Origin of the sequence: Bacillus massiliigorillae, from assembly GCF_000380245.2 — a bacterium.
Taxonomy (GTDB): Bacteria; Bacillota; Bacilli; order Bacillales; family DSM-1321; genus Bacillus_AD; species Bacillus_AD massiliigorillae.
The window spans coordinates 726,922-746,727 of the sequence record NZ_HG428741.1; the positions used below are offsets into that span (position 1 = coordinate 726,922).

Sequence of the window (19,806 nt, forward strand, 5' to 3'; positions counted from 1 at the left end):
TATTTTATAATTATTGAAGAATATATGGTAAATCTAGAATCAGAGTTTTGATGAGAAGGGATGAGGGCAATGTACTTTTATGGTACTAGCAAAGTAAATAATGAAGGTCATCTGGAAATTGGAGGAAAAGACACGGTTGAGCTTGTAGAGAAATATGGTACACCTCTTTATGTTTACGACACAGCACTTATTAGAGAAAGAGCTAGAGGATTTAAAGAAACATTTGAAAAATTAGGTGTTTCTGCACAAGTAGCATATGCAAGTAAAGCATTCTCATCAATTGCGATGATTCAATTAGCGGAAGAAGAAGGATTATCGTTGGATGTTGTATCTGCTGGCGAATTATATACAGCTTTAGCAGCAGGTTTTCCAAAAGAGAAAATTCATTTTCACGGTAATAATAAAAGTGAAGAAGAGCTTATTATGGCAATTGATGAAAACATTGGTTGTATTGTTGTTGATAATGATTGTGAACTATTTAAGCTTGAAGAATTATGTCAGAAAAGAAATAAAAAAATCCCTGTACTACTGCGCGTAACACCTGGGGTGGAAGCTCATACACATGATTATATTGTAACGGGCCAAGAAGATTCAAAATTTGGATTTCACTTACAAAATGGTCAAGCTGAGAAAGCGATGTTATTCGCTATGAATAGTGATAGCATTGAATTATTAGGTTTACATTGTCATATCGGTTCACAAATTTTTGAAACAGCCGGTTTCTTATTAGCGGCTGACAAATTAATGCAAAAGTTAAAAGAATGGTACGATGAATATCAATTTGAAGCAAAAGTTCTAAATCTTGGTGGTGGGTTCGGTATTCGCTATACGGAAGAAGATCATCCTCTACCGCCAGCTCAATATGTTGAAGAAATCGTGAAAGAAGTACAGAAACAAGCGAATACATTAGGGTTAATTGTTCCTGAAATTTGGATTGAGCCAGGTCGCTCATTAGTTGGAGATGCAGGTACAACTTTATATCGTACAGGAAATTATAAAGAAATTCCAGATGTGCGAAAGTATTTAGCGATAGATGGTGGAATGAGTGATAATATTCGTCCAGCGTTATACAGTGCTAAATATGATGCAGTGCTTGCTAATCGTATGAATGATGAAGTAGAAGAAACGGTTTCAATTGCAGGGAAATGCTGTGAGAGCGGAGATATGTTAATTTGGGATTTACCGCTTCCTAGAGCTAATGCTAATGATATTTTAGCAGTTTTCTGTACAGGCGCATACGGATACGCAATGGCAAATAATTATAACCGTATTCCAAGACCAGCAGTTGTTTTCGTAGAGAATGGAAAAGATTATTTAGTTATTAAACGTGAGACGTTACAAGATTTAATTAAGCTAGATTTACCTTTAGGAGAAACAGCGATAAAATAAAGAAAAAACATCACCTTAAGGACACATCCTTAAGGTGATGTTTTTTTGTAATGATAAGAATGTATAAAAATTTTGTGTAATGTCTAAACTTACACCTGCTATGTTCGGAAATAAGCCAACCTGTTTTGAAAACCAAGTGCGGGTTCTTAAACAGCTCGTCTTATTTCTGCCACATAGCTCTTTTTTAGTGATTATTGAAATAGTGATTTAAACCAATCAATAATACCTACAAAGAATTCTTTTACTTTATCTAAGAAGCCTTGACCTTCTTCAGAGCTTAGGAATTCCGTTAATTTATCTTTTGCATTAGTTAATTGATCTCCAACTGCATTCCAATTAATATTTAAATCTTTTAATTTATCAAATAGGTTAGTTAAGCTTTGTTTTTGTGCTTCAGTTAATTCAATATTTAAATCTTTAGAAGCTTGATCTACAATCGATTGAACATCTTCTGTGTTTTGTGGCGGATTTTTTGAAATCTCATCTTTAATTTGCGTCATTAATGCAGATGCTTCATCTGTACCAATTTGATCTCCTAGCTTAGCGGTTGTTACCATTTCTTCGTTTGCTGCTTGTTTAACTTCTTCGGGTATTTTTTTATCTGCAGTTATTTCATAAGCTTTTATAACACCAGTAAGTGCTGCTGTTCCTGATACTGCCATAGGAGCTGTAACATAAACTTCCGCATCTTTAACGCCAGCTGTTGCTAAAGCGTTGATGAACATTTCATCACTTACCCAGTCAATATTATGCGATTTTACGATAATCCCTGATCCTTTTTTACCGATTGTAATTTTTGAAGAAGAAAGAGCTCTCGTTCCTATTAGAGCCTTAGAAACATATTGACCTAAATACTGATGTTCTTCTTCATTCGTTACTTCAATTACATTTGTGCCTTCAGGAACATTCATTTCTTTTAATAATTGCTCTTTTTGAGCTACTGTTAGATTCTTTCCTAATGTGACGATTGAATCTCCAACTTGAGCATCAGCAAAAGCTTGTATTGGTAACATTAGCATACAGCTCATCATAACAGCTAGTATGATTTTCTTACTTATTCGTTTCATTGTGAAACCTCCCTTAATACATATAGACGATCAAGAATCAAGAAAAGATTCATTTTTATCGACTTTTAAGTTTAGTACTTTTACCCATTTTACACAAGCACTACACAAGCATAATGAAATAAATACAATAAATCAATATGACTTGAGTTGTATTATTATCTAAACCTTATTATACTTTTTCATAGTTCTAATTTTTCGCAAAAAAATAAAAAAGTTTGATATGATAATTGTGATTATGTGAAACTTTGCTAGAGAAGAAGAATTTTCATGCCCCTCTATAGTGGGAAAAGTGTATTTTTGAAAGGGATGGATATTTTGAGGAAAAGCAATATTATTTTATTAATAATGCTAATCATTTTAGCATTGGGATGGGGTTTTGTTTATTGGCGATTTATCGCTTAAAGGCGGATACAAACAACGAAAGCACTGGAAATAATTAATAAAAAACTACTGTGAAACTATTTTTTTGTAATAGATTTACTGTCGTATGATGTTGATAGAAGTCTATTTATTTTGTAAAATAATAGAGAATTACATAAGAAAAGTAGAATCTCGGTAGTCAAAAAACGTTCTTGATTAATAAAGAGGTAAATACTATGTTAATACGTTATAAGAAGATTTTAGAGAAAATCGCAATGGGTCTTTTATCTTTTATGCCTGATGAAAAAGATATCAAGAAGCTTCAAGCTACTATTAAACAGTACGAAACGCTAGAGAATTGGCAATTATATTTATGGAAAGAAGAAGATGACATGATTGGTTTAATAGGGGTTGTCATCGAATCTGAAGAAACTGTGCTCATACAACATTTAACAGTAAATCCTTCCTTTCGCAATCAAGGTATAGGAAGAAAAATGCTTCAGCAAATGAAAGAAATATACTGTAATAAGGAATTTAAAGCAAATGATGTGACGGCTTCCTACGTTGGAAAGTGCGGTACTGAAGTTTAAGATTATAAAAATAGCCAGCAGCAATACTCAATATACTAGCCAATCATGATTGGCTAGTATATTGAAAGTTAGCTGTTTTTTTGTTGTCTTAATAGCTTTTGATGCACTCTCTCTTTTATGATTTCACTTCTGTCTCTTAATTTGTGGCGATTAATGAGGTAATCGCTTGCTTTAAAATTCAGTTGACACCAGATATATCCGCCTTGCTTACATACTTTTTGACAAAGAGCCAATAAGTCATCGTGGATGATTGGTAAATTTGAAGGAAGATATGATTGTTGGCATCTGATTTTTTCAAGATTATCGTCTAACATAATAAAGAAAGCATGAACATTGATTCCTAATGTTGAAAGAACATTTTCGGGCGTGTTTTTCATAATATTAATGGCTTTTACTAATGTTTTTTCTGCTCCGATAAAATTATTTCTACGATGATGATATGCGGAGACTGCAATTAATATAAAACCAACCCAATGTGAATTTTTATTGCCTGGATCAACTTCTTTCCAATAGTCTTCTAATATTTCATGGCACTCGAAGTAGTCTCGACTTCCGTGATAATGGACAAGGTAATTTATGTATGCTTCAGGATAAATCATAGTATCACCTCTCTCTTATAAAAGATTTTAGCAAAATTAATATTGTGTAGCGAATGATAAAGTTTACATTTTAATCTATGTAAAAAAACCCGGTCATTAGATTGCCGGGTACAAGACTGTTAGCACCAAGCTGCACCAACAATAACTAATAAGATAAACAATGTAACAATTAAAGCGAAACCACTAATACCAACGCCTCCGCAACAACTATCTCCCATATAAATCCCTCCTTAAAAGGTTAACTTCAATCTCAGCATATGACACTATTTACAGAGATGTATGGGCTTACGCCTAATAATTACTAAATATTACGTTTCTTCCCCATTCGTTCCCTACTTGGATAATGTGCATTTATCATCTATACTAATAATATTATTGTATTTAAAGTTGACGGTGGTTATTAAATGATTTATAACGTGAAAATAGATGCATTTGAAGGTCCTCTTGATTTACTTCTACATTTAATTCATACATTAGAAATTGATATTTATGATATCCCAGTTGCAGAAATTACGGAGCAATATCTCTTATATATTCATACTATGAAAGAATTAGAATTAGATGTAGCTAGTGAGTATTTAGTAATGGCCGCTACATTATTAGCGATTAAAAGTAAAATGCTTCTACCTAAGTATGAAGATGATTTAGTAGATGACGAGGAATTTGCATATGAAGAAGATCCGCGTGATGAGCTTGTTGAAAAACTATTAGAATATAAAAAGTATAAACAAGTAGCGGAAGAACTTAAAAATTTAGAACAAGAACGTAGCTTGATGTTTTCGAAGCCACCAGCTGATTTAACATATTTAATGAAGGATGTAGGTATGCAACACATCGAATTAAATATTTCATTGTACGATATGCTTGGTGCTTATCATAAATTATTGAGACGTAAAAAACTTCAAAAACCGTTACACACAAAAGTAACGAAGCAAGAAATTTCAATAGAGAAACGTATGAGCGAAGTAATGAAGGAAATAGGTTCAAGAACAGGACGAGTAAGTTTTGGGTCACTATTCCCATACCATGATCGTGGACATATAGTTATTACTTTTTTAGCCATACTGGAATTACTTAAGCGAAATGAAATATACGCTGAACAAGAAAATAATTTTGCGGAGTTATTCATTGCAAACAAGGAAGGTGTCATCGTTGGTGAGTAAAAATCAAACGCAAGGAATTCTAGAGGCTTTATTGTTTGCAGCTGGAGACGAGGGAATTTCAATACAACAAATTACTAATGTCATAGAAACGACAGAACTTGAAGCAACAAATATACTTGAAAATTTAAAAGAACAATATTCAAATGCTGATCGTGGACTTACTATTATAGAAGTTGGTGGAGTTTTTCAACTTGTAACAAAGAAAGAGCATTCTATTTACTTGAAAAGGCTTGTTGAATCACCTGGTAATGGAGGCTTGTCGCAAGCATCCTTAGAAACATTAGCAATTATTGCTTATAAACAGCCTATTACAAGGACAGAAATTGAGGACATTCGTGGAGTGAAAACGGATCGTGCCTTGCAGACTCTAATGGCTAAAGCGCTTATAAAGGAAGTTGGAAGAGCAGAGGGAACTGGTAGGGCAAGGCTTTATGGAACTACAAAAGAATTTTTAGATTGCTTCGGTTTAAAAACGATTGAAGAATTGCCACCTCTAGAGGAACCAAATGAAGATGCATTAGAACAAGGTGAAGCGGATTTATTCTTCGGTTTACCTAATTAATTTTACTTATGAAGAACGAATAATTGATATGTTAGTACTTTCTAAATTGTGTTACTATAAGAGGAAGTATATGTGGGATGTTTTTCCACTTATCAATATTCGTTCTTTTTACATATTTAAGATTAGAAACATCATGATAGTGCCATAAAGTTGCTGAATAACTTCATTTTTTTGGAGGGATGATGTTGATCATTAAAGAATGTATAGGTTACGAATTAGTAAAAGAAAAACCAACTTCTCCACAAGATAACTTTAATAGCTCTCTGGTTACTTATATTGAGGATGGCAGAGAAAAAACACTTCATGTTTTATATGTGAAATATTTTGAAGAGCTATTAGCAGAACAAGAGGGACTAAATCCTATTTGTAAGGTTGGAGAGCGGGAAGTATACATTAAAGATGTTGCAGCTTTAATTTGTTTATTACAAGATACGACATACAAAGATCGTAAAAGAGTATATATTAGTTCACAAAAGGTTTTTTCTGAAATTTTCGAAAATATTGATGTGGATCAAGTTAAATCTATTTTTCAAGGGTTAGAGGAACAGCAAACGTATACAGTTTGAAGAATCTTCAAGGTTTCTTTAAAAATTAGGAGGATGTTTGATTTGGGGAATAGTATTTTAATGACACAACTGGAAGAAGCGAAGAATTTCTTAGGTGATACAGTGACATTATTAGGCGACTATCTGAATGAAAATAATTATAATGACCTTCAACATGAAAAAATTGGAAATGAATCATACTATAAAAGTTTATTATCAAATGTAAGAAGATTAGAAGTTTTTTGTGATGAAGGCTACGAAGCCTGTAAAATCGTTTTGAAAAACGAAGTGTTTCATAAAGGAGCAGCCGAAAAAACATTATATAAAATTTATCATCAATGTATAGAAGAATTCTTTTCTCCAAAAAATGACGCTTGGTATGAAGATAGCCGATCCGCATATACCGGTAGAAACTCCATCAAATTTCATTATGAAGTACCAGAATCTTTTTCGAATTTAATTAAGAAGTTGGAAAGTGACTTCCAAAGCATACGAGAAGACTTAGAGTATTACGAAACAGATTACCGCACAAAGATGCTCCAATCTAAATAATTTTATAAAAAAACGAAGAGATTGAAGGGTGTTCAATTTTTTCGTTTTTTTTGTTTTCAAAAACCCCTCTGATTTAAATAAATGACTCATGATATAAGCTTTTAAAACATAAAAGTTAAGTGGGAGGTAGATGTCATGAATGATTTTAAGGCGTATATTGAACAAGTGAAGAGTTGGCTTATAGAAGTGAAGAATTTTACATTGAACAGAAATATTGAAGCTGAGGAATTAACGCAGAACATTGGAGGAATTGAAACGTATATTTCTTCGATAGAAGAAGGAGAAATAACGGAAAGTGAAATTATTACACTACAATCATATGTGAATGACACGAATATTCTCTTAACTGAATATGCCGTAGACGATGAAGAATACCGCCAATTACATGTCCCGATAGGTCAGCATAAATTACCACCACTGCCTTATAATTATGATGCTTTAGAGCCTTATATTTCTACTGAAATTATGAAGTTACATCATGATAAACATCATCAAGCGTATGTGGATGGGCTGAATAAAGCGGAAAATATGATGAAAAAGGCGCGTGAAACAAATGATTTCGCCTTATTGAAGCATTGGGAGAGAGAAGCTGCTTTTCATGGTTCAGGACATTATTTACATACGATTTTTTGGGATGTTATGAGTCCGAAAGGTGGAGGCGAGCCAAAAGGAGCATTGCTTCAGCAAATTAGGAAAGATTTTGGAAGCTATGATGCATTTAAAAAACAATTTTCAGAAGCAGCGAAGCAGGTGGAAGGAGTGGGGTGGGCAATCCTTGTGTGGTCTCCACGCTCAAGACGACTTGAGATTTTGCAAAGTGAACGTCATCAATTATTAACACAATGGGATACCATACCACTTCTTGTGTTGGACGTGTGGGAACATGCGTATTATTTACAATATAAAAATAATCGCGGAGAATACGTTGATAATTGGTGGAATATTGTTAATTGGCCGGCTGTCGAAGAACGATTTCAAAAAGCTCAAAAGTTACAGTGGAAGCCTTATTAACAGGAGGCTTTATATAGAAATATGAAATATATATTGATGAAAGTAAAGAAGAGAGTAAAAAAGTGAATCGAAATCACTTTTTGCTCTCTTTTTCTTTTTGTCATAACACTTGTCCTTTTGCATACACTTGTACAAAACAGGTAAAGGATGTAGGATTCCATGCGTGTGAAAAAAATAGCTATCATGATATTGTTTTTTTTACTTTTTTCTATATTTATTCCTCATAGTTCTAGTGCAAAAATGGATAGTACAGAAAATAGTATGACTGTTAGTGCGGAAAGCGCTGTGTTAATGGAACAAGAAAGCGGGAGAGTTCTGTTTGAGAAAAATGCCCATGAAAAAAAGAGAATCGCCAGTATAACGAAAATCATGACAGCTATTCTTGCGGTTGAGTCGGGTAAGTTAAATGAGATGGTTACCGTTAGTGGACGGGCATTTGGAACGGAAGGATCATCGTTATATTTAAAACAAGGACAGAAAATGAAGTTAAAAGATTTAGTGTATGGCTTAATGCTTCGCTCGGGAAACGATGCCGCTGTAGCTATTGCCGAACATGTTGGAGGTAGCTTAGAAGGATTCGTGCTGTTAATGAACCAGAAAGCACAAGAAATTGGAATGACAAATACGTCATTCACTAATCCACATGGGCTAGATAACACACCTAATCATTATTCAACTGCTTATGACATGGCTTTATTAACTCGATATGCAATGAATAATGCAACTTACGCGGAAATAGCAGGTACAAAAAATCATAAAGCATCGAATCCAAACGAAGCGTGGGATTATTCTTGGAATAACAAAAATAAAATGTTAAAGCTTTATGAATATTCAACTGGAGGAAAAACAGGATTTACGAAGTTGGCTAGACGTACGCTAGTATCAACAGCTACAAAAGATGATCTTTCTCTTATAGCGGTTACATTAAATGCTGGTGATGATTGGAATGACCATATGTCGCTTTTTGATTATGGCTTTAAAGATTATGATTTGACAGAAATTATGAAAGCTGGAAAGGTTAAAAAAATAAAAAACTCCTTCTATAAAAATAAAGTAGTGATTTTAGAGCCGTTTCAATATCCATTGACTAATGAGGAAAAAGACCAACTACATATAGAAATCAAACTCATTAAACCGAAGGACGATTGGTCAAGAAAAGAAAACGTTCCTACTACTGTGGGAAAGGCGTATATAATGCTTGGCGATGATGTAATAGGTACACGTAATATTCATTATGGACTCGATGTTAAAACTAAACGGACGAGTTTTCTCGAAAGTTGGACGAACACATTTCTAATGATATTGGGCTTGAAAGAACATGGTTAATTATATTTGGGTAGGAATGATGATTGTTGGTTTTGTTTTTGCGGCCATTAATGGAACAGTTGATGAAGTGAATAAAGCGCTATTTAAAGCAGCTACAGATGCTGTGACCATTTGTTTTGGGTTGATGAGTGTACTTGTTTTTTGGTTGGGATTAATGAAAATTGCGGAGGATTCAGGTCTATTAGTAAAGCTTTCTAAACTATTTAGACCTATTGTTCGTAAACTATTTCCGGAAGTTCCTCCTGATCATCCTGCGATGGGCTATATCTTATCTAATATGATGGCGAATACATTTGGGTTAGGTAATGCCGCAACTCCACTTGGAATAAAAGCAATGGAGCAATTAAAGGAATTGAATAAAGGGAAAAATGAAGCTAGTCGGTCGATGATTACTTTTTTAGCAATAAATACATCATGTATAACGCTTATACCGACTACAGTTATCGCAATACGAATGACTCATGGCTCGGTCAATCCCACAGATATTATATTACCTACGATTTTAGCGACTATTATTTCAATGATTGGTGGAGTATTAATTGACCGATTCTTTTATGAGAGACGTAAGCGCAGTGGGAGAGGGTAGATTTGCAATGGATTACAAATATTTCAGTATGGATTTTACCTATATTAATAGGTGGTATTCTTATATATGGAACGATTAAAAAAGTACACACATATGAAAGTTTTGTAGAGGGTGGTAAAGAAGGTATTACGATTTCTTTTTCCATTATTCCGTATTTAATAGGTATGCTGGTAGCAATTGCTGTATTTCGAGCTTCGGGAGCGATGGATGCTTTTGTTTCTTTAATTAAACCGCTGTTTTCTTTTATAGGTGTTCCATCAGAAATCGTTCCATTAGCATTAATACGTCCTATTTCAGGAAATGCAGCATTAGGTATGACGAGTGATTTAATGGCGACACATGGAGCAGATTCCTTTATTGGAAGATTAGCATCTGTCATTCAAGGAAGTACGGATACTACTTTTTATGTACTTACTGTCTATTTTGGAGCGGTAGGGATTAAAAAAATGGGAGATGCATTAAAAGTAGGGTTATTAGCAGACTTAGTTGGTTTAATTGCTGCAGTTTTTGTGGTTGTATATATCTTTGGTTATTGAGGTAAGGGCTGTCCGAGAATTGATTGAAAATCAATTCTCGGACAGCCCTTTTACGCTTTATTCCCTCTTTATTGTATGTTGTATCAAACCTGGTTTATTTGTTAGAATATTTAATTTAAGGAAAAATTAAGAATAATAGTATAAAGTTAGGAATGTGTTTGAATAGTATGTTTTCTTTTATGCAATGAAGTTTGCTTTTGCTTTTTGTATGAAATATGCCATAATTATATATTGCTTGTTTAGGTTATTAAACAAGAGACAATATGTAAGAGGTGATAAATAATGGAAAGATTACAAAAAGTAATTGCACACTCTGGCGTGGCTTCTAGAAGGAAGGCGGAAGAGTTAATTTTAGATGGTAGGGTAACAGTGAATGGGGAGGTTGTACGAACACTAGGTACGAAAGTAGGACCAAATGATAAAGTTGAAGTAAATGGTGTGCCATTAACGAGTGAGGCTCCTGTTTATTTTATGTTAAATAAGCCTCGTGGCGTTATTTCAGCAGTTCAAGATGATAAAAATCGTAAAGTTGTTACAGATTTCTTTCCAATGATTCCAGAAAGAATTTATCCGATTGGTCGACTTGACTATGATACATCAGGATTATTATTGCTGACTAATGATGGGGATTTTGCTAACGCATTAATGCATCCAAAAAATGAAGTAGAAAAAATTTATGTTGCTAAAGTAAAAGGAATTCCGTCACGTGAGCAATTGAAGAAGCTTCAATATGGTGTGAAGCTTGAAGATGGAATGACAGCTCCAGCAAACGTAAAGTTCCTGTCTGCAGATAAAAAGAAAAATACAGCCATTATTCAAATTGGTATACATGAAGGAAGAAACAGACAAGTACGTAGAATGTTTGAGGCAATTGGACATCCAGTTATGAAGTTAAAACGAGAGCAATATGGATTTTTAACATTGCGTGGATTGAATACGGGAGATGCTCGAGAATTAACGCCTCATGAAGTAAAACAATTGAGAGTATTAGCTACCAGTATTCGTAAGAAAAAGTAAAATTTTCATACAACATTCATTTTTCTAAACAATATAGCGGTATTAGTAAATGCTATACTGTCGTAAAGAACATATAGGGGGATAACAATGGGGAACAAGAAGCGTCGTCTCATCATGAGATCGGTAGTGCTTGGATTATTGGGAATCGCTATTCTTTATACACTTTATGCGAACTTTACGAAGGAAGATAATAAGGTAGTTGCCAAAGGACAAGAAGCCCCAGATTTTGTATTAACAGACTTAGAGGGAAAGAAACATCAACTTTCTGATTATAAAGGACAAGGTGTGTTTTTGAATTTTTGGGGTACTTGGTGTCCTCCTTGTAAAGAAGAGATGCCTTATATGGACAATCAATATCAACAATATAAAGACAAAGGGGTACAAGTTTTAGCGGTAAATATTGAAGAATCAGAAGTAGCGGTATCTAGTTTTGTGAAAAAACTAGGACTCTCTTTTCCAGTGCCATTAGATCGTGATGGGCGAGTAAATGATGCATATGGTGTTTTTAATCTTCCAGTTACATTTCTTATCGATAAAAATGGAAAGATTATCGATATTATTGAAGCGGGAATGACGGAAGAACTCGTTCGACAACAAATGGAAAGAATTAAACCATAAACATTGGGGAGTTTTTAATCATGAAAGATGTGAAATGTGAATGTGGACATGTTAATCCGCATGGAACAATTCTTTGTGAATCTTGTGGGAGAATGCTTGCTGAAGATGGGGAGGATAATAAGCTTGTTGATATGCGTTATGAGGGTACAGCTAGGCGCTCGCAAACGTATAAGAAAACAATTGTCGATAAAATTTGGAATTTTTTCTCTTCAGTAAAAGTAGGAGTTTGGCTGATTATCATTACTTTACTTGCCTCTTCTCTAGGTACTATCTTTCCGCAACAGGCATACATACCTCAAACACTTCCTCCAGAGCAATATTATCGAGAGGAATATGGAAAGTTAGGGAAACTCTATTATGACCTTGGATTCAATCAATTATATAGCTCATGGTGGTATATCATTTTAGTCGCATCTCTTGGAATTTCTTTAGTAATCTGTAGTCTAGACAGAGTTGTACCTTTATATCGAGCTTTAAAAACACAGAGAGTCGATCGTCATGAGGATTTTTTAAGAAGACAACGAGTGTATGGTGTCACACAATTGGAAGACCATGATGTAGATATTGCAACAATAAAGAAAAGATTACAGGATAGCAAGTTTAAAGTGAGAGAAGTAGATGGGAAAATTCTCGCTGAAAAAGGTCGATTTTCACGCTGGGGTCCATACATCAATCATATTGGTTTAATTATTGTTCTAATTAGTGGAATGATGAGATTAGTACCGGGTATGTATTACGATAAGGTTCTTTGGGTCCGTGAAGGTGAGACTGAGGCGATACCAGGTACAAAGGGAGAATATTATTTAGAGAACAAGAAGTTCACAATGGAAGTTTATGATAAGGAAAAAGAATCTGAAGTATTTACTACGGCTATTGAAAAGAACGGCATGGTAGCAAAAAACTTTCAAACTGATGCAGTATTGTATAAAGCCGATGGAGAACCTCTCCCTGGTGAAAAACCAAAGCTTAAACAAGAAAAAGAACAAATTATAAAAGTAAATGAGCCTTTAAAATTCAGAACTTTCGCACTTTATCAAGTCACTTATAAGTTAGATGAACTTAATAAAATGTCATTTTATCTGACAGAGAAAAGTTCTGGAAATAAATTAGGAATGGTTACGTTAGATTTACATAATCCAGAGAAAACATTTGACTTGGGAAATGGAAACAAAGTGGAAGTAGTTAGCTATTTACCTGATTGGGAATTGAATGACGAAGGGGAGCCTATTACAAAAACAAGGATTCCTAATAATCCTGCCTTTGTATTTAGAATGATTACACCTGATAAGCCTGATGGGGAAATAAGCTTTGTAGCCATTAAGAAAACGATTGAAGCTTCAGAGAATAATACATATAAGATGGCGTTTGCAGGTATTGAAACAAAAAATGTAGCAGGATTAACTGTTAGAAAAGATTTGACATTACCAATACTCGGACTAGGTGGATTCATTTTTATGATAGGGGTAATCCAAGGAGCTTATTGGAATCATCGTCGAATTTGGATACAGAAAAAAGGCAATACCATTATCCTAGCTGCTCATACAAACAAAAACTGGCATGGTTTAAAGAGAGAAATTAAGAAAACGATTGAAGGTTTAGGGTTAAATGAACCGGAAGATCAAGTCGAAAAGAAGGAATCAGCTCAATAGGGGGAAATAAGAAATGGTTGAACTTAGCGGTAATTTGCTGTTTCTAGCATTTATTCTATACTTAGTAGCAACTTTATTCTTTGGCGGCGCTATTAAGGGGAAAAATCAAGATGCAACGCCAAAGTTGCGTAAAACGTCTTTAATAGGAATTACTATTACAATCGTTGGTTTTCTAGCACAGTTAGGATATTTTATTACAAGATGGATAGCTTCTGGACACGCTCCAGTTAGTAATCTATTTGAATTTATAACATTCTTCGGTATGATGCTTGTTGGTGCATTTATTATTATTTTCTTCATTTACCGAGTAAATGTTTTAGGTGTATTTACTTTGCCAATTGCAACACTTCTTATTGCTTATGCAGCTATGTTTCCTAGAGAGATTACACCACTTGTTCCATCACTTCAAAGTAATTGGCTACATATTCATGTCACAACAGCTGCAGCTGGACAAGCTATCCTTGCCATTAGCTTTGCAGCAGGCTTAATTTATTTAATTAAAGTTGTAGATCAATCGAAAAGTAGCAAGAAAACATTTTGGTTAGAAACAGTTGTGTTTTTTCTAGTTCTTACTTTAGGTTATATCCTTGCTTCGTCGATCTTCGCTGCACAAGGTTATGAAGCGAAATTTGATTGGGTCGATAAAAACGAAATCAAATCAGAAACAGTATATGAATTGCCACCGTTAATTGGACCAAATGAAGGGGTTAGTAAAACAAAAGATGTGATGAAACCTTTCGTTGAAGCACCGGGATTTATTAATGCGAATAAAACTAATTCTGTCGTTTGGGCACTTTTAGTTGGAGTTGTTTTATACGGTTTATTACGCTTAATATTACGAAAACGTATTAGTCATGCATTGCAGCCTCTTACTAGAAAAGTAGGGAAAGATTTATTAGATGAAGTTGGTTATCGTTCTGTTCTCATCGGCTTTCCGGTATTTACGTTAGGTGCATTAATATTTGCAATGATTTGGGCACAAATTGCGTGGACGAGATTCTGGGGATGGGACCCTAAAGAAGTTTGGGCATTAATCACATGGTTATTTTACGCTGCTTTTCTACATTTACGATTATCCAAAGGATGGCATGGTGAGAAATCAGCTTGGCTCGCTGTAATCGGATTTGGTATTATTATGTTTAATGCAATATTTGTAAATTTAGTTATTGCTGGACTTCATTCTTATGCATAAGAATGAACTAGTTTTGAAAATGAGTCGTATTTCGTTTAGAATATAGATATAAGTAGAATATTTGTTCAAGCCTTCACCCATGTTGAGGTGAGGGTTTTTGAATGTAAGGTTAGGGAAAACAGAGTAAATTGTAGAGGGTTTTTAAAGAATAACTCCTGTTTTGGATAATTTATTACCGTTTTCGTGCTTTAAACATTGAGAAATGTACAAAGGTTATTTCGCTTTTGCAGCTTTTTATATATAATGAAAGAGTTACAAACATTTAGATGTAAAAAAACAGTCTACTTTTTGTTAATAAAAATGATTGAACATATAATCATCATTTTGTGCTGTATGCAAAAGGGGAGGAAGTATGATGGATAATAGTGTCAAAATACTAGTGGTCGATGATGAAGAAAGAATTCGTCGCTTATTGAAAATGTATCTTGAAAGAGAGGATTATGTAATCGAAGAAGCTGAAGATGGAAACGAAGCTTTATTGAAAGCGAATGCAACCGATTATGACTTAATTCTTTTAGATATCATGATGCCAGGTAAAGATGGAATTGAAGTATGTCGAGAGTTGAGAGAGAAGAAATCAACTCCTGTTATAATGTTAACAGCAAAAGGGGAAGAAATTAATCGTGTTCAAGGATTTGAAGTAGGTACGGATGATTACATCGTTAAGCCATTTAGTCCAAGAGAAGTTGTATTACGAGTTAAGGCTCTACTAAGACGTTCTTCGAAAACGAGCTATATCCAAACAGATACAACTACTAAAGATGTGATCGTATTACCTCATTTAACAATTGATAACGATGCACATAGAGTTATGGCTGATGGAAAAGAAGTTTCGCTTACACCAAAAGAATATGAGCTTTTATATTTCCTAGCTAAAGCTCCGGATAAAGTATTTGATCGCGAGCAACTATTAAAAGAAGTATGGCATTATGAGTTTTTCGGAGATCTTCGTACAGTAGATACTCACGTTAAGCGTTTAAGAGAAAAACTTAACCGAGTTTCTGAGGAAGCGGCTAAGATGATTGTCACCGTTTGGGGTGTAGGATATAAATTCGAGGTTGTGAACGAATAATGATATTTCTAAGGAGCGTCGTTGGTAAGCTATGGCTTACTATCTTACTTTTAGTATGTTTTGTGTTGCTGATTTTGACGGTGCTCCTTCTTGAGTTTTTCGAGAATTTTAATGTACATCAAGTAGAGAATGAATTACTTACTACTGCTAATCGGATTGTACAAATTCTCGAGGATCATGAAGATCCAGACTATACCTTAGAAATATCATCCCAACTTTTAGGTCAATCTAAGACAATCATGATTGTGCAAGAAGATAATAAAGTGTATACAACAGATGCTACTTATTCATTACCGGAACTTTCATTAGAAACGATAAAAAAAGATAAAGATCTTTCTAGTGTGTTTTTTAATGGAAAGAAAGTAACGAAAGAACTTGTACTGAAACAATCTCCGAATGGAGAGAATGAAACGCCAGGAATAATAGTAGGTGTACCATTAAAGGAAGATAATAAGAAAAATGGTGTAGTTTTTGTTTTTCAAACATTAGATTCGATGAGAGCTACTATTCAATCTACTACTAAATTTATTATTTTGGCTGCTGGAGTTGCCATTGTTTTAACAACGATTTTTGCTTTTTTCCTTTCTACTCGAATTACTGCTCCTTTAAGGAAAATGAGGGAAGCTGCTTTCGAATTAGCGAGAGGGAAGTTTGATACGGAGGTACCTTCACCTTCAAATGATGAAATTGCAGAGCTTGCCATTGCATTTAATCAAATGGGGAAAAAGCTTAAAAACAATATGGATGCACTGAGCCAAGAGAAAGAGAATTTAGATAGTATTCTTAGCAGTATGGCTGATGGTGTTATTACTATTAATATAGATGGCTCTATATTAAAAACAAATCCGCCTGCTGAACAGTTTCTTCAATTTTGGAATGATGAAAAACGTACACCAATAAGTCAGCGTGAAGCTCCATCTGAATTGATGAATTTGTTTCAACTTTCGGTGGAATCAGAACAGGAACAAATTGGTGAGATGAAAATTTGCGATCACTATTGGGTTATTATTGTAAGTCCGTTATACAATAATAAGAATATTCGTGGTGCCGTAGCTGTATTACGAAATATGACGGAAGAGCGTAAATTAGATAAAATGCGTAATGATTTTATTGCCAATGTTTCTCATGAGCTGAGAACACCAATTAGTATGTTGCAAGGTTACAGTGAGGCAATTGTAGATGATATTGCTCAAACAGAGGAAGAAAAGAAGGAAATGGCACAAATCATCTATGATGAGTCGCTTCGTATGGGGCGTCTAGTAAATGAATTATTGGATTTAGCTCGCATGGAAGCGGGGCATATCAGTTTGAATTTTGAGGATGTCCATTTGAATTATTATTTAAATAGAATCACTTCGAAGTTTTCAGGCCTTGCAAAAGATAAGCAAATCACTATTAATACGAATATTGAAGATGCTAATAGACACTGGATACTTGATCCAGACCGAATGGAGCAAGTGTTAACAAACTTAATAGATAACGCTATTCGTCATACACCAGTTGGAGGCAGGGTTTCTATTAACCAACGAGTAGATGATAATGATAGGCTAGTTATCGAAGTGCAAGATTCTGGATCTGGCATAGCCTCAGAGGATTTGCCTTTTATATTTGAGCGATTTTATAAAGCTGATAAAGCTAGAACAAGAGGTCGATCAGGTACAGGGCTTGGCTTGGCGATAGCTTATAATATTGTCAAATCACATAATGGCGAAATATCGGTTGTTAGTGAAGTAAATAAAGGAACTACATTTACATGTATCATACCGCAACATAATATGAATCTTGATATGGACAAGAATATGTAATTTGTAGTGTTTTATGCTTTATTATTGTATAGTCTTTAAAATTTATGAATTTAATAGTAAATGATAGGAGGAAGAGTTTTTTGAACTCTTCCTTTTATGTAATTAAATATTTTTTAGAGTACGTAACTTTTATCCTGGATAATTCGACTATTAATATAACGGAGGAGGAGGAAAAGATGAACTCCGTTTTTCAAGATTTATACGAAAAGTATCATCAAGAAGTTTTTCAATTTTTATTCTACATGGTGAAAAATCGAGAAACAGCTGAAGATTTAATGCAAGAAGTATATATAAAAGTTTTACATTCTTATGAACGCTTTGAAGGAAAGAGTAGTGAGAAGACGTGGTTATATTCCATTGCTCGTAATACGGCTATTGATCATTTTAGAAAGCAAAAAACATGGATGCAAAGAGTTCTTTATAATTTTGATTGGAGTAGGGATACAATTAAGGACAGCCAGCCATTGCCAGAAGAAATTGCTGTACTAAATGATAACATGAGGACTATTTTTGCAAGTCTTGATCACTGTACAGTTGATCAACGCATGGTATTAATTTTGCGTTTTGTGCAATCCTTATCTATCGTAGAAACGGCGGAAGTATTAGGATGGACCGCTAGTAAAGTAAAAACAACTCAACATAGAGCATTGAAGATGGTTCGTACAATGTTAGAAGATACAGAGGGGAAGGAGAACCATAATGAAAAAATCACAATGGAATGAAAATGAAATCAAATCATTATTCTCCCAACTACCAACTATTACAGACAACCGTGATCCCCAAAAAATCTACGAAAAAGCCATTGTTTCTAAAACCAAAAAACCTATTAATCGTTGGCTTACAATGACTGCATCTGCAGCAGTTGTGTGTCTACTTTCTTTTTTTACTTCGAATGTTTTCTTTCAAAAGGATGAAATGCAGAAAGATAGTAGTAATGATTCCCCTTCTGTAGCTATGTATAGTAATAGTTCACGAGAAGAGGAAAAATCATCAAATATGGCAACAGAAAGTCAAAACCAAGAAGCGAAACAAGTAAGTGAAGAAGATGGTCAAATGGCTGTCCAGAAGAGAGATGTATCAAATGATGTTAGCGTGCAAAGTGAGAGTGAAAGGAATAAATCAGATTCTTCTACGGGATATTCAAGCGCGTTGCTTTATAAAGAAGAAATGGAAAAGATGAACTATGTAACTGTGGGAGCTTCTTCATTGAATTATCACAGTATTGTTCCTGTCACGCTAAAGGTAGATGAAGGAATAACAAACCCAGTGGAAGCGATTAAAGAAGCGGAAACGATGATTAATGGAGACATGCATGGTTTACAGGTGAGTGGAGTTAATTGGAATGCCAATGCTGCATCTGGAGATCAAGCTGTGAATATAACTTTCTCCATAAATCCAAAAGAAGTAATCGATGTAGCGGTTTTTGAATCTTTGAAGGAAACATATCGATATCAAAACGTGAATAAACTGTATTTCTACACCAATGATAACAAAGGTGTGACATTTTCACATGTAGGCTTAGTCGAAGAGACTGATATTGATTCTACTCCACAACGTGCAATCTATTTACTACAAAGTGATGAGAAGTCATCACAGTTGTTTATACCTTCAACAAATGAATATAAAGATATTTCAGAGGCGTTAGAAGTGATGAAGTCGGAAGGAAACTCGACAAGTATGAAAGCGAGTATTCCAGCCACTGTGCAATTCGAGTCTCTAGTTGGGAAGGGAAACCGCTTATTCGTTACCTTTTCAGCTAATACAAAATTAAAAGATAATGAGCAATATGTAAAAGCCATACAAGCTATATTATTAACTGCACGAGAGTTCGGGTATAAAACAATCCAATTCCAAAACAGCAATATAAATACGATTGGTACAATGAAATTAAATGAAGTTATGGAAGTGCCAATTGCGCCGAATGTGATTAACCCATAAAGCTAAAGGATGTTTGAAAGGAAACTTTTAAACATCCTTTTTTCTTTTTCTAGCCTTACATCAGCCACATGTCTTCTTTTTGCTTTGAAGTCAAACAGGAAGTAAATGCAACAATCAAAAGAACCGGTGACGGTTTTTCGTTGTCTAACCTTACACCTGCCATGCTCGGTCGTAAGCCAATCTGTTTTGAAAACTAAAAGCGGGTTTTCAAGAACAGCTCGTCTTACTG

The 19,806-nt window shown here is 34.4% G+C and carries 22 protein-coding genes; 18 read left to right on the forward strand and 4 right to left on the reverse strand.

The annotated features are described in order from the left end of the window. Window positions 1–69: 69 nt before the first annotated feature. The gene (gene lysA / locus TX86_RS03370; RefSeq protein WP_042346248.1) at window positions 70–1,389 is read left to right on the forward strand and encodes a diaminopimelate decarboxylase; all 1,320 of its coding nucleotides are present in this window, start codon (window positions 70–72) and stop codon (window positions 1,387–1,389) included. Window positions 1,390–1,580: 191 nt separating this feature from the next. Here lysA and TX86_RS03375 read toward each other — a convergent pair whose 3' ends face one another. Next, complete coding sequence (locus TX86_RS03375) at window positions 1,581–2,456, reverse strand: DUF1002 domain-containing protein (protein ID WP_042346251.1); 876 nt, start codon at window positions 2,454–2,456, stop codon at window positions 1,581–1,583. A 596-nt stretch (window positions 2,457–3,052) separates the two neighbouring features. Between TX86_RS03375 and TX86_RS03380 the strand changes: the two genes are divergently transcribed. Further along, complete coding sequence (locus TX86_RS03380) at window positions 3,053–3,406, forward strand: GNAT family N-acetyltransferase (RefSeq protein ID WP_042346254.1); 354 nt, start codon at window positions 3,053–3,055, stop codon at window positions 3,404–3,406. A gap of 68 nt (window positions 3,407–3,474) precedes the next feature. Here TX86_RS03380 and TX86_RS03385 read toward each other — a convergent pair whose 3' ends face one another. Continuing rightward, the gene (locus TX86_RS03385; RefSeq protein ID WP_052343522.1) at window positions 3,475–4,005 is read right to left on the reverse strand and encodes a DUF309 domain-containing protein; all 531 of its coding nucleotides are present in this window, start codon (window positions 4,003–4,005) and stop codon (window positions 3,475–3,477) included. A 119-nt stretch (window positions 4,006–4,124) separates the two neighbouring features. Beyond that, window positions 4,125–4,223: a YjcZ family sporulation protein gene (locus tag TX86_RS26060; RefSeq protein WP_081707547.1), complete on the reverse strand. Its 99-nt coding sequence runs from the start codon at window positions 4,221–4,223 to the stop codon at window positions 4,125–4,127. Between the two features lie 186 nt (window positions 4,224–4,409). On the opposite strand from TX86_RS26060, the gene TX86_RS03390 reads away from it, so the two are divergent. The 16 genes from TX86_RS03390 (at window position 4,410) to TX86_RS03465 (ending at window position 19,577) form a co-directional block, all read left to right on the forward strand. Continuing rightward, window positions 4,410–5,168, forward strand: a complete 759-nt coding sequence (locus TX86_RS03390; protein ID WP_042346257.1) for a segregation/condensation protein A — start codon at window positions 4,410–4,412, stop codon at window positions 5,166–5,168. Continuing rightward, window positions 5,161–5,730 carry an SMC-Scp complex subunit ScpB gene (gene scpB, locus TX86_RS03395; protein ID WP_042350129.1) on the forward strand — a complete coding sequence of 190 codons (570 nt, stop codon included), beginning with the start codon at window positions 5,161–5,163 and terminating at the stop codon, window positions 5,728–5,730. Before TX86_RS03390 ends, scpB begins: the two co-directional genes overlap by 8 nt. 179 nt (window positions 5,731–5,909) lie before the next feature. Then, window positions 5,910–6,296: a hypothetical protein gene (locus tag TX86_RS03400; protein ID WP_154663040.1), complete on the forward strand. Its 387-nt coding sequence runs from the start codon at window positions 5,910–5,912 to the stop codon at window positions 6,294–6,296. Window positions 6,297–6,338: 42 nt separating this feature from the next. Then, on the forward strand, window positions 6,339–6,827 hold the full coding sequence (locus tag TX86_RS03405; RefSeq protein WP_042346264.1) for a YpuI family protein: 489 nt from the start codon (window positions 6,339–6,341) through the stop codon (window positions 6,825–6,827). A 135-nt stretch (window positions 6,828–6,962) separates the two neighbouring features. Then, on the forward strand, window positions 6,963–7,838 hold the full coding sequence (locus TX86_RS03410; protein WP_042346267.1) for a superoxide dismutase: 876 nt from the start codon (window positions 6,963–6,965) through the stop codon (window positions 7,836–7,838). 159 nt (window positions 7,839–7,997) lie between these two features. After that, window positions 7,998–9,164 carry a D-alanyl-D-alanine carboxypeptidase family protein gene (locus tag TX86_RS03415; RefSeq protein ID WP_052343523.1) on the forward strand — a complete coding sequence of 389 codons (1,167 nt, stop codon included), beginning with the start codon at window positions 7,998–8,000 and terminating at the stop codon, window positions 9,162–9,164. Further along, complete coding sequence (locus tag TX86_RS03420; RefSeq protein ID WP_042346270.1) at window positions 9,157–9,750, forward strand: nucleoside recognition domain-containing protein; 594 nt, start codon at window positions 9,157–9,159, stop codon at window positions 9,748–9,750. The genes TX86_RS03415 and TX86_RS03420 overlap by 8 nt, the downstream gene beginning before the upstream one ends. A gap of 2 nt (window positions 9,751–9,752) precedes the next feature. Then, the gene (locus tag TX86_RS03425) at window positions 9,753–10,286 is read left to right on the forward strand and encodes a spore maturation protein (protein WP_042346272.1); all 534 of its coding nucleotides are present in this window, start codon (window positions 9,753–9,755) and stop codon (window positions 10,284–10,286) included. Between the two features lie 282 nt (window positions 10,287–10,568). Beyond that, the gene (rluB, locus tag TX86_RS03430) at window positions 10,569–11,303 is read left to right on the forward strand and encodes a 23S rRNA pseudouridine(2605) synthase RluB (RefSeq protein WP_042346274.1); all 735 of its coding nucleotides are present in this window, start codon (window positions 10,569–10,571) and stop codon (window positions 11,301–11,303) included. Between the two features lie 87 nt (window positions 11,304–11,390). Beyond that, window positions 11,391–11,921 carry a thiol-disulfide oxidoreductase ResA gene (gene resA / locus TX86_RS03435; RefSeq protein WP_042346277.1) on the forward strand — a complete coding sequence of 177 codons (531 nt, stop codon included), beginning with the start codon at window positions 11,391–11,393 and terminating at the stop codon, window positions 11,919–11,921. 20 nt (window positions 11,922–11,941) lie between these two features. Beyond that, on the forward strand, window positions 11,942–13,570 hold the full coding sequence (resB, locus tag TX86_RS03440; RefSeq protein ID WP_042346280.1) for a cytochrome c biogenesis protein ResB: 1,629 nt from the start codon (window positions 11,942–11,944) through the stop codon (window positions 13,568–13,570). Window positions 13,571–13,583: 13 nt separating this feature from the next. Continuing rightward, entirely contained in the window at window positions 13,584–14,762 is a 1,179-nt protein-coding gene (gene ccsB / locus TX86_RS03445; protein WP_042346282.1) for a c-type cytochrome biogenesis protein CcsB, read from the forward strand. Window positions 14,763–15,117: 355 nt separating this feature from the next. Beyond that, a complete protein-coding gene (locus tag TX86_RS03450) occupies window positions 15,118–15,834 on the forward strand; it encodes a response regulator transcription factor (protein WP_042346286.1) in 717 nt (238 codons plus the stop codon). Next, a complete protein-coding gene (locus TX86_RS03455; RefSeq protein ID WP_042346288.1) occupies window positions 15,834–17,639 on the forward strand; it encodes an ATP-binding protein in 1,806 nt (601 codons plus the stop codon). The genes TX86_RS03450 and TX86_RS03455 overlap by 1 nt, the downstream gene beginning before the upstream one ends. Window positions 17,640–17,815: 176 nt before the next feature. Beyond that, a complete protein-coding gene (gene sigX, locus TX86_RS03460) occupies window positions 17,816–18,361 on the forward strand; it encodes an RNA polymerase sigma factor SigX (protein WP_042346290.1) in 546 nt (181 codons plus the stop codon). Then, window positions 18,339–19,577, forward strand: a complete 1,239-nt coding sequence (locus TX86_RS03465; protein WP_042346293.1) for an RsiX family anti-sigma factor — start codon at window positions 18,339–18,341, stop codon at window positions 19,575–19,577. Before sigX ends, TX86_RS03465 begins: the two co-directional genes overlap by 23 nt. Window positions 19,578–19,579: 2 nt before the next feature. On the opposite strand, the gene TX86_RS27125 is transcribed toward TX86_RS03465, so the two are convergent. Next, window positions 19,580–19,806 (reverse strand): hypothetical protein (locus tag TX86_RS27125; RefSeq protein WP_042346296.1); only part of this gene is annotated, 227 nt, incomplete at its 5' end.

Coding starts and splice junctions, on each gene's coding strand:
- rluB (WP_042346274.1), top strand. CDS start 10,569: ATGGAAAGATTACAAAAAGTAATTGCACACTCTGGCGTGGCTTCTAGA.
- TX86_RS03455 (WP_042346288.1), top strand. CDS start 15,834: ATGATATTTCTAAGGAGCGTCGTTGGTAAGCTATGGCTTACTATCTTA.
- ccsB (WP_042346282.1), top strand. CDS start 13,584: ATGGTTGAACTTAGCGGTAATTTGCTGTTTCTAGCATTTATTCTATAC.
- TX86_RS03415 (WP_052343523.1), top strand. CDS start 7,998: ATGCGTGTGAAAAAAATAGCTATCATGATATTGTTTTTTTTACTTTTT.
- sigX (WP_042346290.1), top strand. CDS start 17,816: ATGAACTCCGTTTTTCAAGATTTATACGAAAAGTATCATCAAGAAGTT.
- TX86_RS03380 (WP_042346254.1), top strand. CDS start 3,053: ATGTTAATACGTTATAAGAAGATTTTAGAGAAAATCGCAATGGGTCTT.
- TX86_RS03410 (WP_042346267.1), top strand. CDS start 6,963: ATGAATGATTTTAAGGCGTATATTGAACAAGTGAAGAGTTGGCTTATA.
- resA (WP_042346277.1), top strand. CDS start 11,391: ATGGGGAACAAGAAGCGTCGTCTCATCATGAGATCGGTAGTGCTTGGA.
- TX86_RS03420 (WP_042346270.1), top strand. CDS start 9,157: ATGGTTAATTATATTTGGGTAGGAATGATGATTGTTGGTTTTGTTTTT.
- TX86_RS03385 (WP_052343522.1), bottom strand. CDS start 4,005: ATGATTTATCCTGAAGCATACATAAATTACCTTGTCCATTATCACGGA.
- TX86_RS03465 (WP_042346293.1), top strand. CDS start 18,339: ATGAAAAAATCACAATGGAATGAAAATGAAATCAAATCATTATTCTCC.
- resB (WP_042346280.1), top strand. CDS start 11,942: ATGAAAGATGTGAAATGTGAATGTGGACATGTTAATCCGCATGGAACA.
- lysA (WP_042346248.1), top strand. CDS start 70: ATGTACTTTTATGGTACTAGCAAAGTAAATAATGAAGGTCATCTGGAA.
- TX86_RS26060 (WP_081707547.1), bottom strand. CDS start 4,223: ATGGGAGATAGTTGTTGCGGAGGCGTTGGTATTAGTGGTTTCGCTTTA.
- TX86_RS03375 (WP_042346251.1), bottom strand. CDS start 2,456: ATGAAACGAATAAGTAAGAAAATCATACTAGCTGTTATGATGAGCTGT.
- TX86_RS03400 (WP_154663040.1), top strand. CDS start 5,910: ATGATGTTGATCATTAAAGAATGTATAGGTTACGAATTAGTAAAAGAA.
- TX86_RS03450 (WP_042346286.1), top strand. CDS start 15,118: ATGGATAATAGTGTCAAAATACTAGTGGTCGATGATGAAGAAAGAATT.
- TX86_RS03390 (WP_042346257.1), top strand. CDS start 4,410: ATGATTTATAACGTGAAAATAGATGCATTTGAAGGTCCTCTTGATTTA.